At 73.0% G+C, this 15,231-nt stretch carries 12 protein-coding genes; 9 read left to right on the forward strand and 3 right to left on the reverse strand.

What is annotated here, in order from left to right; translation table 11 throughout:
• Window positions 1-232: 232 nt before the first annotated feature.
• The 4 genes from ASC77_RS01295 to ASC77_RS01310 are packed head-to-tail and all read left to right on the forward strand — an operon-like array spanning window position 233 to window position 5,300.
• Window positions 233-1,414 (forward strand): exonuclease SbcCD subunit D, encoded by a 1,182-nt coding sequence (locus tag ASC77_RS01295; protein WP_056147825.1) that lies wholly within the window; start codon window positions 233-235, stop codon window positions 1,412-1,414.
• Window positions 1,411-4,056, forward strand: coding sequence for an AAA family ATPase (locus tag ASC77_RS01300; protein ID WP_056147828.1), 2,646 nt, complete (start codon window positions 1,411-1,413; stop codon window positions 4,054-4,056). Before ASC77_RS01295 ends, ASC77_RS01300 begins: the two co-directional genes overlap by 4 nt.
• Window positions 4,053-4,532 carry a GNAT family N-acetyltransferase gene (locus tag ASC77_RS01305; protein ID WP_056147831.1) on the forward strand — a complete coding sequence of 160 codons (480 nt, stop codon included), beginning with the start codon at window positions 4,053-4,055 and terminating at the stop codon, window positions 4,530-4,532. The genes ASC77_RS01300 and ASC77_RS01305 overlap by 4 nt, the downstream gene beginning before the upstream one ends.
• 9 nt (window positions 4,533-4,541) lie before the next feature.
• Window positions 4,542-5,300: a class I SAM-dependent methyltransferase gene (locus ASC77_RS01310; RefSeq protein ID WP_056147835.1), complete on the forward strand. Its 759-nt coding sequence runs from the start codon at window positions 4,542-4,544 to the stop codon at window positions 5,298-5,300.
• Window positions 5,301-5,303: 3 nt separating this feature from the next.
• Here the strand turns inward: ASC77_RS01310 and ASC77_RS01315 are convergent, their stop codons facing one another.
• The gene (locus tag ASC77_RS01315; RefSeq protein WP_162249780.1) at window positions 5,304-5,780 is read right to left on the reverse strand and encodes a pyridoxamine 5'-phosphate oxidase family protein; all 477 of its coding nucleotides are present in this window, start codon (window positions 5,778-5,780) and stop codon (window positions 5,304-5,306) included.
• 34 nt (window positions 5,781-5,814) lie between these two features.
• Between ASC77_RS01315 and ASC77_RS01320 the strand changes: the two genes are divergently transcribed.
• From ASC77_RS01320 to ASC77_RS01340, 5 genes are all read left to right on the forward strand, one after another.
• A complete protein-coding gene (locus ASC77_RS01320) occupies window positions 5,815-7,335 on the forward strand; it encodes a TldD/PmbA family protein (protein WP_056147841.1) in 1,521 nt (506 codons plus the stop codon).
• Window positions 7,335-8,729 carry a metallopeptidase TldD-related protein gene (locus ASC77_RS01325; RefSeq protein ID WP_056147845.1) on the forward strand — a complete coding sequence of 465 codons (1,395 nt, stop codon included), beginning with the start codon at window positions 7,335-7,337 and terminating at the stop codon, window positions 8,727-8,729. The genes ASC77_RS01320 and ASC77_RS01325 overlap by 1 nt, the downstream gene beginning before the upstream one ends.
• Before the next feature lie 89 nt (window positions 8,730-8,818).
• On the forward strand, window positions 8,819-9,370 hold the full coding sequence (locus ASC77_RS01330; protein WP_056147849.1) for a hypothetical protein: 552 nt from the start codon (window positions 8,819-8,821) through the stop codon (window positions 9,368-9,370).
• Between the two features lie 73 nt (window positions 9,371-9,443).
• The gene (locus ASC77_RS01335; RefSeq protein ID WP_056147852.1) at window positions 9,444-10,205 is read left to right on the forward strand and encodes an Ig-like domain-containing protein; all 762 of its coding nucleotides are present in this window, start codon (window positions 9,444-9,446) and stop codon (window positions 10,203-10,205) included.
• Window positions 10,202-10,987, forward strand: a complete 786-nt coding sequence (locus ASC77_RS01340) for a hypothetical protein (RefSeq protein WP_056147854.1) — start codon at window positions 10,202-10,204, stop codon at window positions 10,985-10,987. Before ASC77_RS01335 ends, ASC77_RS01340 begins: the two co-directional genes overlap by 4 nt.
• A gap of 6 nt (window positions 10,988-10,993) precedes the next feature.
• On the opposite strand, the gene ASC77_RS01345 is transcribed toward ASC77_RS01340, so the two are convergent.
• On the reverse strand, window positions 10,994-12,346 hold the full coding sequence (locus tag ASC77_RS01345; RefSeq protein WP_082574381.1) for a serine hydrolase domain-containing protein: 1,353 nt from the start codon (window positions 12,344-12,346) through the stop codon (window positions 10,994-10,996).
• Window positions 12,343-15,213, reverse strand: coding sequence for an aminomethyl-transferring glycine dehydrogenase (gene gcvP, locus ASC77_RS01350; protein WP_056147856.1), 2,871 nt, complete (start codon window positions 15,211-15,213; stop codon window positions 12,343-12,345). The genes ASC77_RS01345 and gcvP overlap by 4 nt, the downstream gene beginning before the upstream one ends.
• Between the last annotated feature and the right edge of the window lie 18 nt (window positions 15,214-15,231).

The following is a 15,231-nucleotide window of genomic DNA, read 5'->3' on the forward strand; positions in this document are numbered from 1 at the left end:
GCAGATCCTGCGCTCGAGATCTGCGGTTGGTGACCAAACGTCGCGCCCGGGAAGCCACCGCCAGGCCTGGGGCCGAGGCAGCGCCGATGCGGCCACTTCAAGCCCTCGATTGGTGACCAAACCGCAGATCCGGCGCCCGAGATCTGCGGTTGGTGACCAAACGTCGCGCCCGGGGAGCCGCCGCCCGGCGTGGGGCCGAGGCAGTGTCGGTGCGGCCTCCTAGCGTGGTCGCATGCGCATCCTCCACACGTCCGACTGGCACCTGGGCCGGTCGTTCCACCGCGAGGACATGCTCACGCACCAGGCGGCGTACGTCGACCACCTGCTGGAGGTCGTCGAGCGCGAGCGGGTCGACCTGGTGGTCGTCGCCGGCGACGTCTACGACCGGGCGCTCCCCCAGGTCGACGCCGTCCGGCTGGCCGACGAGACGCTCGCCCGGCTGGCGGCCAGCCGAGCCCAGGTCGTGCTCACCAGCGGCAACCACGACTCGGCGCAGCGCCTCGGCTTCAGCTCGCGGCTGATCGACGCCTCCGGCGTGTTCATCCGCACCGACGCGGCGGGCGTCGGCACGCCGGTGCTGCTCGGCGACGAGCACGGTGCCGTCGCCGTCTACGGCATCCCCTACCTCGACCCCGACACGCTCCGCGAGCCCTGGCGACTGCCCGCCCGCTCCCACGAGGCGGCGCTCGACGAGGCGATGCGGCGCGTGCGCGCCGACCTCGGTGGTCGACCGACGGGCACCCGGTCCGTCGTGCTGGCCCACGCGTTCGTCGCCGGCGCCCAGCCCAGCGAGTCCGAGCGCGACATCAGCGTCGGCGGCGTCTCGATGGTGCCGACCAGCACGTTCACCGGCGTCGACTACACCGCGCTCGGCCACCTCCACGGGCGCCACACCCTCACCGACGCGGTCCGCTACTCCGGCTCGCCGCTCGCCTACTCCTTCTCCGAGGCCGACCAGCGCAAGGGCTCGTGGCTCGTCGAGCTCGGCGCCGACGGCCCGACCACCGCCGAGTTCGTCGACGCACCGGTCCCTCGCAAGCTGGCGCGGATCCGTGGCACCCTCGACGAGCTCCTCCAGGAGCCCCGCTACGGCAAGCACCAGAAGTCCTGGGTGCAGGCGACGCTCACCGACGACGTACGCCCCCTCCAGGCGATGGAGCGGCTGCGCGCCCGCTTCCCGCACACGCTGGTGATCGGGTTCGAGCCCACCGGCGGCACGTCGGCCGCCGTACCCCTGGCGCGCCCGCAGGGCCGCTCCGACCACGACATCGCCCTCGACTTCGTCGCGGAGCTCCGCGGCGCCCCGGCGACCGACGACGAGACTGCGCTGCTCCAGGCGGCGTGCGACGCGTGCTGCGAGGACCCCGAGGTCGACGTCCTCGTCTCCGCCCACGGCGCGGAGGGCCTCTGGTGAGGCTCCACCACCTCCAGGCCACCGCCTTCGGGCCGTTCGCGGACACGATCGACGTCGACTTCGACCACCTCTCGGCGGCCGGCCTCTTCCTGCTCTCCGGTCCGACCGGCGCCGGCAAGACCAGCGTGCTCGACGCCGTCTGCTTCGCGCTGTACGGCGACGTCCCGGGCGACCGCAACACCGCCAAGCGGCTGCGCTCCGACCTGGCCGCCCCGGGCACCCGGCCCCAGGTGGTGCTGGAGGCGACGCTGTCCGGGCGGCGCTTCCGGATCACCCGCTCGCCGTCGTGGGAGCGCGCCAAGAAGCGCGGCGACGGCACCACGACGGAGCAGGCGTCGGTCACCATCGCGGAGCGGGTCAACGGCACCTGGGTCACGCACTCCACCAGGCTCGACGAGACCGGGCACCTGGTCTCACGCCTGCTGGGCATGAACGTCGCCCAGTTCACCCAGGTCGCCATGCTCCCGCAGGGCCGCTTCCAGGCCTTCCTGCGCGCCCGCTCCGACGAACGGCACCGCCTGCTCCAGCAGCTCTTCCGGACCGGCCGGTTCGAGGACGTCGAGCGCTGGCTGCGCGACCGGCGGCTCGACCTGCGCAAGCGCGCCGACGCCGCCCGCGAGACCGTCGCCGACCTGGTCAGCCGGGTCAGCGAGACGACCGGCTCCGCCGCACCGGAGGAGCTCCCGGAGCAGTGGGCCCGGACGCTGCACGGCGCCGAGGAGCGCGCCCGCGCCGAGACCGCCGCCGCGGCCGTGCTGGCCGCGGAGGTCGAGGCCACGAGGCGCCGTGAGCTCGACGTGGCCAACGCCCGGAACGAGCGTCACGCACGCCGTACGGCCGCGGTCCTCGAGCGCGAGCGCCTCGCCGACCTGGCCGAGGCACACGTCGAGGCTCAGCAGCGCCTGGACGCCGCACGCCGGGCGGCGGCCGTCGTGCCGCTGCACCAGGTGGCGGTGCGGGCCCAGCGCACGCGCTCCGCGGCGCACACCGTCGTCGCCCGGCTCGAGGTCGCCGATCGCGACCAGCTCGAGCAGGCGCTCCAGACGGCCGTCGAGGGCGCCGCACGGGCCCGCGCGCTCCAGCCCCGCGTCGCCCGGCTGGCCGCCCTGCGCACCGAGGAGCAGACCCTCGTGGCCCGCCGGACCCGCCTCACCGCGGCCGCGGAGCAGGCCCTCGTGGACGCCCAGGCCCGGGTCGTCACCGTCACCGAGCAGCTCGCCACAGCGCAGGCCGCGCACGGCGCGGCGCGCGAGGCGACCCTGCAGGCCCGCTCCCGCGCCCTCGACGTACGCGAGGCGCGACTGCACGGCATGGCCGCGGAGATGGCCGGCGGCCTGGTGGTCGGGGGCTCGTGCCCCGTCTGCGGCTCGTGCGACCACCCCCACAAGGCCGCCGCCGCCGACGGCGCACCCGACGAGCTCGCCGAACGCGCTGCACAGAAGCTGGCTGACGACGCGGCGGCGACCGAGCACCTGCGCGACGTCGAGCAACGCACCCTGGCCGCCGAGCTGGCCACCGCGACCGAGCGCGTCGGCATCGTCCCCCGGGAGATCGCCACCGAGGCGGGCGCCGTCGACGCGTCGCTGACCGCGCTCGCCGCCGAGGCCCAGGCACTCGAGGCCGACCTCGCGGACCACGACGAGACGCTCACGACGACGTACGCCGCGCACGAGCGAGCGGCCCGCTCCGGGCTCGCCGCGCTCGACGGCCTGGCCGCCGCCGACATCGCCCTGGTCGAGGCTGAGTGCGCCTCCGGCGCGGCGGCAGCGGAGGCGGGCTTCGACCGGGCCGAGGATGCCCTCGGCGCGGCGTTGGAGCGGCGCGCGTACGACGACCTGGCCCGGCAGGTTGCCGACCACGAGCGCCGGCTGGCGGCGGTGGCGGCCGTCCTCGACGAGCCGGGCACCGACGACGAGGACGCGCTGCCGCTGCCCGACCTGCCCGCCCTCGTGTCGGCGCACGACCAGGCCCTGCAGCGACTCGGCGACGCCCGGGCCCGCGAGGCCGCCTCCTCGCTGCGGGCGACGCGCCTGACCGAGCTGGTCCGCGACCTCGACCGCGCGGTGGCCGCGTGGCGACCCCTGCACGACGACCTCGAGACCGTCACCCGGCTCTCCTCGTTCGTCGAGGGCAAGTCCGCCGACAACCGGCTGCAGATGCGGCTCTCGGCCTACGTCCTCGCCTACCGCCTCGCCCAGGTCGTGGCCGCCGCCAACGAGCGGCTCGACCGGATGAGCGACCAGCGCTACACCCTCGAGCACACCGGACGCCGCGGCGCCGGCGAGACCCGGGGCGGGCTCAGCCTGCTGGTCCGCGACGACTGGTCCGGCGAGGCCCGGGACCCGGCGACCCTCTCCGGGGGCGAGACGTTCGTCGTCTCGCTGGCGCTCGCGCTCGGTCTCGCCGACGTGGTCACCCAGGAGGCCGGCGGTGCCGATCTCGACACCCTGTTCGTCGACGAGGGCTTCGGCGCGCTCGACTCCGACACCCTCGACGACGTCATGGACACCCTCGACTCGCTGCGCGACGGCGGGCGGGTGGTGGGCGTCGTCAGCCACGTCGCCGAGATGCGCGACCGCATCCCCACCCAGCTCCTCGTCACGAAGTCGCGGCACGGCTCCGCAGTCTCGGTCAGCCGGTGACACTCGAGGTCCGCGGCGCGACCCGCGATGACGTCCCCGCCATCCGCGCCGTCGGCGAGCTCACCTGGCCGTCGACGTACTCCTTCGCCGGTCCCGACTTCGTCGCTCACGGTCTTGCGACGTGGTGGTCCGACGAGGCGGTCCTGCGCAGCCTCACGACGACCTCGACGCTGGTCGCGGTCCTGGATGGACAGGTCGTCGGCGTCGGCAACATCGACCTGCATCGGGACCCGCCGACGATCTGGAAGCTCTACGTCGTCCCGGCCGCGCAGGGCACCGGCGCCGGGTCGGCGCTCCTGCGGGCACTGGTCGGGCTCGCCGACGGAGCGACCGTCACGCTCGAGTACGTCGACGGCAACGACCGCGCCGCCGCCTTCTACGCACGTCAGGGCTTCGTCGAGGTGCGCCGCGAGGCACCGCAGGTCGACGGTGGCCCCGCGACGGTGTGGATGGAGCATTCGGGGCGCGAGGACTAGCGTCACCCCATGAGCTTCGCCGTCCCGGCCGACGTCTACGCCCGGTTCATGGGGCGCTTCTCCGAGCCGCTCGCGGTCGCGTTCGCCGAGTACGCCGGCCTCCGGGCCGGGCAGACGGCGCTCGACGTCGGCAGCGGACCCGGCGCCCTCACCACCCAGCTGGTCGACCGGCTCGGAGCCGACGCGGTGGCCGCGGTGGATCCGTCGCCGCCGTTCGTGGCGGCCCTACGCGCTCGGTTGCCCGACGTCGACGTGCGCGCCGCGTCGGCCGAGGACCTGCCGTTCCCCGACGACGCCTTCGACGCCACGCTCGCCGAGCTGGTCGTGCACTTCATGTCCGACCCGGTCGCCGGGCTGCGTGAGATGGCCCGGGTGACCCGGCCGGGTGGCGTCGTCGCCGCCTGCGTGTGGGACCACGACGGCGGGCGCAGCCCGCTCAGCACCTGCTGGCAGGCCGCGACCGAGCTCGACCCCGACGTCGTCGACGAGGCCGGCCTCGCCGGCGCCCGGGAGGGACACCTCGAGGAGCTCTGCGCCGAGGCGGGGCTGCGTGACGTCGAGTCGACGGTGCTCAGCGTGGACGTCGTGTTCGACGACTTCGACACCTGGTGGCACCCGTACACGAACGGCGTCGGACCGCTCGGCGACTACCTCCGGTCCCTCGACGAGTCCCGTCTCGAGGCCCTGCGGTCGCGGTGCGCCGAGCTCGTCCTGCCGACCCCGTTCACGATCCGTGGTTCCGCGTGGACGGTCCGCGCCCGCGCGTGATGCTCAGACGTCCACGCGACCGTGGTCGGCGTCGTACGTGTCACCCGTGAGCTTGGTCTTCGCGAAGCTGATCAGCGAGGCCACCGTGCCGCCCGGCGTGTCCCAGTACTCGCCGTGCTCCACGTCGACCCTGATCAGGACCGCGTTCGGGTCCTCGGGCCCGCCTGGCAGCCAGGCCTCCGCGAACGTGTTCCAGAGCTCCTGCAGCTTGGCCTCGTCGTCCACGACCGCCGCCTTGCCGCTCACCGCCACCCACGCGTCGCGGGCGGAGAAGGTCAGCGACACCGACGGGTTCTGCTGGATCGCCCGCGTGTGGAGGGTGTCACGCGCCGAGATGAACCACATCCGGGCCGTCGGCTCCACCTCCTGACGGGCCATCGGCACGCTGCGCGCACCCTCGGCGCCGTACGTCGTGAGCATCGCGATCGGCATGTCGTCCAGCAGGTCGACGAGCTTCTTCTGGTCTCCGTTGTCGGTCATGTCGGGCCGGTACCCCATCCGATAGGTTCGACGCATGGGCGATCGCGTGGTTGATCCGACGTTCACCTCACTCCCCTACCGCGGCCTCGGAGACGCGGCGCTCGCTCGGGCAGCCGAGCTCGGCGCCAGCCATGCCGACTTCCGGTTCGAGCGGGTGCGCTACCAGGAGCTGACGGTCCGCGACGGCGTCCTCCAGGGCGCCAGCGACACGGAGGACCTCGGCTTCGCGGTCCGGGTCGTCCACGGCGGCGCCTGGGGCTTCGCCGCCGGAGTCGTGCTCAGCGTCGACGAGGCCGTCCGGGTCGCCGAGACCGCCGTCGCGGTGGCGCAGGTGTCGGCCGGGATGACCCGCCGCCCGGTCGAGCTCGCGCCGGAGCCGACGTACGACGACGTCACCTGGGTCTCCGCCTACGAGATCGACCCGTTCGAGGTGTCCGTCGCCGAGAAGGCCGCGGTCCTCGTCGACTGGGCGACGCGCCTCCGCACCGGCGCGGCCGTCGAGCACGCCTCCGCCCACCTGCTGCAGGTGCACGAGTGCAAGTACTACGCCGACCTCCTCGGCACCCGCACCACCCAGCAGCGGGTCCGGCTGGCGCCGGGCTTCGAGGCGATGGGGTCCGGGGCCGACACGTTCGACTCGATGGCGAGCATCGCCCCGCCGGTCGGCCGTGGCTGGGAGTACCTCGCGGGCGGACCGGACGCCTGGGACTGGGACAGCGAGATCGAGGAGGTGCCGGAGCTGCTCGCCGAGAAGCTCAAGGCGCCCAGCGTCGAGGCCGGCACCTACGACCTCGTCATCCACCCGTCCAACCTCTGGCTCACCATCCACGAGTCGATCGGCCACGCCACCGAGCTCGACCGCGCGCTCGGCTACGAGGCCAACTACGCCGGCACCTCGTTCGCGACCCCCGACCAGCTCGGCACGCTCCAGTACGGCTCCCCCGTCATGCACGTCACCGGCGACCGCACCCAGCCGCACGGGCTCGCCACGATCGGGTACGACGACGAGGGCGTCGCCACGCAGAGCTGGGACATCGTCAAGGACGGCGTCTTCCGCGGCTACCAGCTGGACCGCTCGATGGGCGCCATGCACCCCGAGCTGAACGATCATCGCTCCAACGGCTGTGCCTATGCCGACTCCCCGGGTCACATCCCCATCCAGCGGATGGCCAACGTGTCGCTCCAGGCCGGGCCCGACGGTCCGGGCACCGAGGAGCTGATCGGCCGCGTCGAGCGCGGGCTGTACGTCGTGGGTGACAAGTCGTGGAGCATCGACATGCAGCGCTTCAACTTCCAGTTCACCGGGCAGCGCTTCTACACGATCCGGGACGGCGAGCTGGTCGGGCAGGTCCGCGACGCGGCGTACCAGGCCACCACGACCGACTTCTGGCGCTCGATGGAGGCGGTCGGCGGGCCGGACACCTGGGTCCTGGGCGGCGCGTTCAACTGCGGCAAGGCCCAACCCGGGCAGGTGGCGTCGGTCAGCCACGGCTGCCCGACGGCGCTCTTCCGCGGCGTCCGCATCCTCAACACCGTCGCCGAGGGAGGCAACTGATGACGACCCCGGTGACGCCCCAGTCCTTCGTGGAGCACGCGCTCGCGACCTCGATCGCCGACGACTGCGTCGTGATCGTCCACGACAAGACGAGCGCCAACCTGCGCTGGGCCAACAACACCCTGACGACCAACGGCGTGATGCACGGACTCCACGTCACCGTCATCGCGTTCATCCGCAGTGCCGACGGGGTGTCGACAGGCTCGGTCACCGGGACGGCGACCGACCAGGCGGGCGTCACGACGCTCGTCCAGGCAGCCGATGCCGCCGCCCGGGCCGCCTCCCCCGCCGAGGACGCCGCCGACCTGGTCCGCGACGCCACGTCGCCGGACTGGGACGACGCCCCGGTCCCGACGGACATCCACGTGTACGACGCGCTGGCGCCGGCCCTGGGCGAGGCCTTCGGCCGGGCCGCCGGGGACGACCGCGTGCTCTACGGCTTCGTCAACCACGAGATGACGACGACGTACCTCGGCTCGACCACCGGGCTGCGGCTGCGTCACGTGCAGCCCACCGGCCACTACGGCTGCACCGGCAAGCCGACCGACCTCTCGACGAGCGCGTGGGTCGGCGGCGCGACGCGCGACTTCACCGACGTGGACCCGCTCGCGTTCGACGCCGAGCTGGCCCGTCGGATCGGCTGGGCGAAGCGGCGCGTCGACCTGCCGGCCGGCCGCTACGACACGATCCTCCCGCCGAGCGCCGTCGCCGACCTGATGATCGACGCCTACTGGTACGCCGGGGCGCGGGTCGCCCACGAGGGGCAGTCGGTCTACAGCCGGCGCGGCGGAGGCACCCGCGTCGGTGAGCAGATCGCCTCGACCGGGGTGAACCTCTTCTCCGACCCGGCGTACGACGGGCTCCAGTGCGCGCCGTTCACGGTGGCCTCGCGGTCGGGCAACGAGTCCTCGGTCTTCGACAACGGCCTGCCCCTCTCCCGGACCGACTGGATCCGCGACGGCGAGCTCACCGCCCTGCTCCAGACGCGGCACTCCGCGGCGATGACGGAGCTGCCGGTGACCCCGGGCATCGACAACCTGGTGCTCTCGGTCGACAGCGGCAGCGGGACCGAGGCGGACCTGGTGGCCGGCACCGAGCGCGGCCTGCTGCTGACGTGCCTCTGGTACATCCGCGAGGTGGACCCGCAGTCCCTGCTGCTCACGGGGCTCACCCGCGACGGCGTCTACCTGGTCGAGGGCGGCGAGATCACCGGCGTCGTGAACAACTTCCGGTTCAACGACAGCCCGGTCGACCTGCTCCGCCGGTTCACGCACGCGTCGGCGACCGTCCCGAGCTTCAGCCGCGAGTGGGGCGACGACTACTTCTCCCGTACGGCGACGCCGGCGTTGCGGGTCCCCGACTTCAACATGTCGAGCGTCTCCCAGGCCCAGTAGGGAAAAGCTCGCTGTCGCATGCAACCGGACGAGGGGGCCGGGCGTATCCCGTGTGTTCGATCAACCACCCACACGGAAAGCGAAAAGTCATGCGAACCCAGCTCATCACGGGCGCCCTGGCCGTCGCCGCGACCTCCGCCCTCATCGGGCTGGGCACGGCACCGGGCAGCGCCCAGACCCTCGACCCGAAGCCCGACCCGATGCAGCCCGGCACCTCACGCGAGGTCGGCAAGGTGCTCGAGTGCACCGGCTCGGCGGGCCGGACCCCGGTCCGCGCGAACCTCTACCAGAACAAGACCTACGGCAACTTCCTCGAGGTGCTGGTCAACGACGGGCGGGCCGGGGAGGCCGGCGCGTCGCGCGAGGCCGCCAAGCCGTTCGTCGTCGGCACCAAGGTGCGTGCGGCCGCTCGGATCGACGGCACCAGGATCGTCATCAAGGGCCTCGCCAGGCCGACCGGCGAGGTCAAGAAGGTCAAGGAGGTCGTCGAGGACGCCGGGCTCCGGATCGTCTCGGCCGGCACCCACCGGCTGCTCGAGCCGGTCCTCACCGTCAGCTACGACGGCCGCACCGGCCGGCTCACCTGCGACAGCGCCTTCGCGTTCAACCTGAAGGTGACGAAGACGTCCATCGTCGACTGAGCGAAAACCCCTCGGGCGAGGGCGTTGCTGCCATAGCCTCTCCGCGACCACTGCACCTCGGGAACGGAGTCCCATGCGCACCAGCGCCCTCGTCCGGATCACCGGCGGCCTCGCGGCCGCCCTCCTCGGCGTCACCCTCCTCGGCAGCGCTCCGTCGTACGCCGACGAGCCGCCACTCCCCGTCGTCGTGGACGACACGGTCTCGATCTACCCGGGTCAGAGTGCCGAGCTCAACGTCCTCGCCAACGACTCCTCGCCGTCCGGCGACGACCTGGCGCTGTGCCGCTTCCCCTCGCCCGACCTGGCGGGCACCAAGATCCCCACGGTCATGGCGCTGGACGAGGGATCGGCCGGGATCGGCGATCCCGGCGACCTCGCCGTCGTCTCGACCCCGCGGGCGCACGGCACCCACGTCATCGACTACTACGTCTGCGACCACACCCACCTGGTACCCGCCCACCTGACCGTCACGATCCTTCCGGTCGCGCCCGTCGTGGTGCACAAGATCGCCGGCAAGCCCGGCCGGCTGAGCGTGACCAACAAGAACACCGCGTCGATCAGCTTCTGGTACGGCGACCCGCACGCCGCGCGTCCCGACGCCCGGGTCCGGATCCCCGCCGGCGCCACCCGCACCGTGCCGGTCCGCCGCCACAAGATCGTCTGGCTGGCCCTGATCGGGACCAGCGGCGGCAAGTCCTCGCTGCTCGGCTCCCCGGGCATCGCCGACATGGGCGTCGTCCGCGACATCCGCCTGCGCCCCGGCACCGAGCTCCCGCCGCCGCCGAAGCACCCGGAGCTCCGGACCGGCAGCTGGTACGCCGCGCTCAGCCGATGAACCGCCGCTCCGTGCCTGCGGCGGCCGTGCTCGCCGTCGTCCTCACTGCCGCCGCCATCGCACCGGCCCACGCCGCCCAGGCGACCGCGCCCGACCCGGACGCACCCGTGGTGACCAACGACGCCATCGCGATCTATCCGCACGGCATGGCGATCGTGGACGTGCTGTCCAACGACGTCGATCCCGGGGACCCGGACGGATCCCAGCTCCAGCTGTGCCGGCTCCCGAGCCTCGACCTGTCCGGGGTCGTCGGTGCCGGCGACATCCCGCCCGTGCTCGCGGCCGACGCCGGCGGGCTGTTCGGATCGGCCGGCGACATGGCGGTCATCGCGACCCGCAGCCGGCTCTCGAAGCCCTTCGAGATCGACTACTTCGTCTGCAACACGACCCGTCTGACCCCGGCTGTCCTGACCGTGACGATGCTGCCGACGAAGCCGGTGACGGTACGCAAGGTGCCGGGCAAGCCCGGCCGGGTCACGGTCACCAACCACAACGACAAGCGCGTCATGTGGGCGTGGTCGTCGCGTCGCAGTGGCGGCGGGCGCACCGTACCGGCCCACGGCACGCGCACCATCAAGGTGCACAGCAGGACGATCCGGTGGGCCGCGGAGATCGGCAACGAGCGCAACTCGGGGATCGCCGACCGCGGTGTCGTCCGCAACATCAAGCTCGACCCCCGCGACCAGGGCGGGGCCGGCGACGACAGCGAGGACAGCGCCGACAGCCAGGTCATCGTGGGCTACCCGGGCTACTTCCGACACCAGCTGGCGCGACTGGGCTGAGCGCCGTCAGCCCGGGTGACCACCCGGGATCGGCGCCTCCGGGTCGTACGGCGTCCGCGTGTAGATGAACGTCGCGACCTCGAGGTGTCCGACGCTGCCGTCCGCACGGCGTACGACGTGCAGCTCCTCGCCGGCGTGGTAGCCCGACACCCCGACCACCCGGCCGTCGCGCACCTCGAAGACGTGCGGCGCCACGCCGCCCGGCTTGGAGATGTGGAGACGGTCGCCGACCATCTCGGCGACCTGGGGCGTGTTGCCCCAGTGCCAGACGCCGGGGACCCCGGCGAGCTCGGGCGGTACGCCGGCTGACGGGCGCCACGGCTCGGCCAGCGTCGGCTCCTGGCTCTCGAGCTCGTCGAGCAGCTCCATCACGAGAGCGGCCGGCGAGTAGCCGGTCGTCGCGTTGGCGAGGACGGCCCCGCCGGTGCGGCGCTTGCGGTCGACGAGAACCGTGGCGATGAAACCGGGCATCGAGCCGGTGTGCCCGGCGAGCGTCCCGGAGCCACCCGCGAACACCTGGAAGCCCAGGCCGTGCACGGACTTCAGGCCGTCCTCGGGCGAGCCCGACTGTGGCACGTAGGCCCGGTCGAGCTCGGCGATCGACAGCACCTCCGGGTGGCCCTGGCCGAGGAAGGCGGCGTACGTCACGAGGTCCTGGATGGTCGCCCAGACCTGACCGGCCGGCGCCATCGCGCCCGTGTCGGTCGCCGGCTCGGCGAGCAACGTCCCGTCGTACGGGTGCACCGACTGGCCCTGGGCGGACGCACCCTCGGGGAGGTACGACGTGCGGCGCATGCCGAGCGGCGCGAGGATCCGCTGCTGCACGGCCTCCCACCAGGTGGTGCCGAGCAGCCGGGCGACGAGCTCGCCGAGCAGCGCGTAGCCCAGGTTGGAGTAGTGGAACCGCTCCCCCGGGCCGAAGACGCCACGGGTGCCGTCGTTGAGCGACGTCAGCTCGTCGAACGAGAGACCGGCGGACCGCTCCCACCACGACCCGACCGGCTCGGACTGCATCCCGGAGCTGTGCGCGAGCAGCGTGCGCAGCGTGCGGTCGCCATACCCGATGCCGCCGGTTCCGACGTCACCGAGCACCACCGAGGCCGGGTCGTCGAGCGCGATCCGGCCGTCACGCACCAGCTGCAGCACGAGCACGGCGGTCATCGTCTTGGTGATCGACCCGATCCGGTACTGCACGTCGTGCGGGTCGTGCCCGGGCACCGCCGGGCCGCCGTACGTCCCGAACCAGACCGGCTCGCCATCGCGGACCAGCCCGCCGACGACCGACGGGAGCCTCCCGGCCGACTGGGCGTGTGCGAGTCGGCCCAGCAGCCGCCGAGCGGTGAGGTCCGCGACGCTCACTCCGCGAAGGCTTCCAGCGGCGGGCAGGCGCAGACCAGGTTGCGGTCGCCGTACGCCTGGTCGATGCGGGCCACCGGCGGCCAGTACTTGTCCGGGTCGATGCCGGTCGGGAAGACCGCAAGCTCGCGGGAGTAGGCACGCTTCCACTTGCCCACCAACGCGCGCGAGGTGTGCGGAGCGCCGCGCAGCGGCGACTCCTCGGCGGTCCACTCCCCTGCTGCGACCTGATCGATCTCGGCGCGGATGGCGATCATCGCGTCGATGAACCGGTCGATCTCGCCGAGGTCCTCGGACTCGGTCGGCTCGACCATCAGCGTGCCGGCCACCGGGAACGACATCGTCGGCGCGTGGAAGCCGTAGTCGACCAGCCGCTTCGCGACGTCGTCGACGGTCACGCCGGTCTCCTTGGTCAGTCCGCGCAGGTCGAGGATGCACTCGTGGGCGACCAGCCCGCCGTGGCCGCGGTAGAGCACCGGGTAGGCCTCGCCGAGCCGGGTGGCGATGTAGTTGGCCGACAGCACCGCGACCGCGGTCGCGCGGGTGAGGCCCGCGGCGCCCATCAGCCGGATGTAGGCCCAGGAGATCGGCAGGATGCCCGCCGAGCCGTACGGCGCCGCGCTGATCGGCCCGATGCCGTCGCGCTTGTCCTGCTCGGGGTGCATCGCGTGCGAGGGCAGGTACGGCGCCAGGTGCGCGCGCACCGCGACCGGACCGACGCCCGGACCGCCGCCACCGTGCGGGATGCAGAAGGTCTTGTGCAGGTTGAGGTGCGAGACGTCGCCGCCGAACTCGCCGGGCTTCGCGAAGCCCAGCAGCGCGTTGAGGTTGGCACCGTCGACGTACACCTGCCCGCCGTGGTCGTGCACGATCTGGCAGAGCTCGGTGATGGTGTCCTCGTAGGCGCCGTGCGTCGACGGGTAGGTCACCATGATCGCGGCCAGGTCGTCGGCGTGCTTCTCGCACTGGGCGCGCAGGTCGGCGAGGTCGACCTCGCCGCCCTCGCCGGACTTCACGACGACGACCTTCATGCCCGCCATCACCGCGGACGCCGCGTTGGTGCCGTGTGCCGAGCTCGGGATCAGGCAGACGTCGCGGTGCGCGTCGCCGTTGGCCCGGTGGAAGCCGCGGATCGCCAGCAGGCCGGCGAGCTCGCCCTGCGAGCCGGCGTTGGGCTGGATCGAGACCCGGTCGTAGCCGGTCACCTCCGCCAGCCAGCCCTCGAGGTCGTTGACCAGCTGGCGGTAGCCGGCGGCGTCCTCGGCCGGGGCGAACGGGTGCAGGTCGGCGAAGCCCGGCAGCGACACCGGCTCCATCTCAGTGGTCGCGTTGAGCTTCATCGTGCAGGAGCCGAGCGGGATCATGCCGCGGTCGAGCGCGTAGTCGCGCGCCGACAGCTTGCGCAGGTAGCGCAGCATCGCGGTCTCGCTGTGGTGGCTGCTGAACACCTCGTGCGTGAGGTACGGCGTGCTGCGCCGCAGCGCCTCGGGCAGCGCGTCGGCCGTGGCGGTGTCGACCGCGTCGAGGTCGACACCCGAGATCCCGAACGCCTTCAGCACGCTGCTGATCGTCGAGCGGGTGGTCAGCTCGGAGGTGGTGATGCCGACGGTGTCGGCGTCGACCAGCCGGAGCTGGAGGCCGTAGGTGCGGGCGGAGGCGACGACCTCGGCCGCGCGCCCCGGGACCGGCACGGTCAGGGTGTCGAAGAAGCCCTCGTGCCGGACCACGACCCCGCCCTCGGCGAGAGCGGCAGCGAGCACGGCGGCGTACCGGTGCGTGCGGGTCGCGATCGAGCGCAGGCCCTCGGGGCCGTGGTAGACGGCGTACATCGACGCCACGACCGCCAGCAGCACCTGCGCGGTGCAGATGTTGGAGGTCGCCTTGTCGCGCCGGATGTGCTGCTCGCGGGTCTGCAGCGCCAGCCGGTACGCCGGGCGGCCCTCCGCGTCGACGGAGACGCCGACGAGCCGGCCCGGGAGGTGCCGCTCGAGCCCGGCGGCCACGGCCATGTAGCCGGCGTGCGGGCCACCGTAGAAGAGGGGGACGCCGAAGCGCTGGCTGGAGCCGACCACGACGTCGGCACCCAGGACACCCGGCGCCTCGAGGACGGTCAGGGCGAGCAGGTCGGCAGCGACCACCGCGAGGGCGTCACGCTCGTGGGCCTGCGCGATGACCGCACGCGGGTCCAGCACACGGCCGGAGGCCCCGGGGTACTGCACCAGGACGCCGCACAGCTCACCGTCCGGGAGACCGTCGGCCAGGTCGGCGACCACCACGTCGATGCTCATCGCCTCGGCGCGGGTGCGGACCACGTCGATGGTCTGCGGCAGCGCGTCCGCGTCGATGACGAACGGACCCGAGGCCTTGCGGTTGCCGCGGCGTACGAGCGTCATCGCCTCGGCGGCGGCCGTGCCCTCGTCGAGCAGCGACGCGTTCGCGGTCGGCAGGCCGGTGAGGTCGCCGATCACGGTCTGGAAGTTGAGCAGCGCCTCGAGGCGGCCCTGCGAGATCTCCGGCTGGTACGGCGTGTAAGCGGTGTACCAGCTCGGGTCCTCGAGCACGTTGCGCCGGATCACCGGCGGCGTGATCGTCGCGTGGTAGCCGAGACCGATCATCGCCTCGCCGGGCCGGTTGGCGTGCGCGATCGCGCGCAGCTCGCGGGCGGCCGCCTCCTCGCTCAGCGGGGACGGCAGGTCGAGCGACTCGGCGACCCGGATCGCGCCGGGGACGGCGGCGTCCATCAGCGCGTCGAGCGAGTCGAAGCCCAGGCGCTCGAGCATCGACGCGACGTCGACGTCGCGGAGCCCGATGTGGCGCTCGACGAACGGCAGCGCGCCGTCGAGCTCGGTGAGCGAGAGGTGGTCTGACATCTGGTGGGCTCCTCGAAG

It is taken from the genome of Nocardioides sp. Root1257, from assembly GCF_001425175.1.
Taxonomy (GTDB): domain Bacteria; phylum Actinomycetota; class Actinomycetes; order Propionibacteriales; family Nocardioidaceae; genus Nocardioides.

Bases quoted from the DNA above. Each gene is read 5' to 3' on its own strand.
- ASC77_RS01295 (WP_056147825.1), top strand. From the start codon at position 233: ATGCGCATCCTCCACACGTCCGACTGGCACCTGGGCCGGTCGTTCCAC.
- ASC77_RS01310 (WP_056147835.1), top strand. From the start codon at position 4,542: ATGAGCTTCGCCGTCCCGGCCGACGTCTACGCCCGGTTCATGGGGCGC.
- ASC77_RS01315 (WP_162249780.1), bottom strand. From the start codon at position 5,780: ATGACCGACAACGGAGACCAGAAGAAGCTCGTCGACCTGCTGGACGAC.
- ASC77_RS01320 (WP_056147841.1), top strand. From the start codon at position 5,815: ATGGGCGATCGCGTGGTTGATCCGACGTTCACCTCACTCCCCTACCGC.
- ASC77_RS01325 (WP_056147845.1), top strand. From the start codon at position 7,335: ATGACGACCCCGGTGACGCCCCAGTCCTTCGTGGAGCACGCGCTCGCG.
- ASC77_RS01330 (WP_056147849.1), top strand. From the start codon at position 8,819: ATGCGAACCCAGCTCATCACGGGCGCCCTGGCCGTCGCCGCGACCTCC.
- ASC77_RS01335 (WP_056147852.1), top strand. From the start codon at position 9,444: ATGCGCACCAGCGCCCTCGTCCGGATCACCGGCGGCCTCGCGGCCGCC.
- ASC77_RS01340 (WP_056147854.1), top strand. From the start codon at position 10,202: ATGAACCGCCGCTCCGTGCCTGCGGCGGCCGTGCTCGCCGTCGTCCTC.
- gcvP (WP_056147856.1), bottom strand. From the start codon at position 15,213: ATGTCAGACCACCTCTCGCTCACCGAGCTCGACGGCGCGCTGCCGTTC.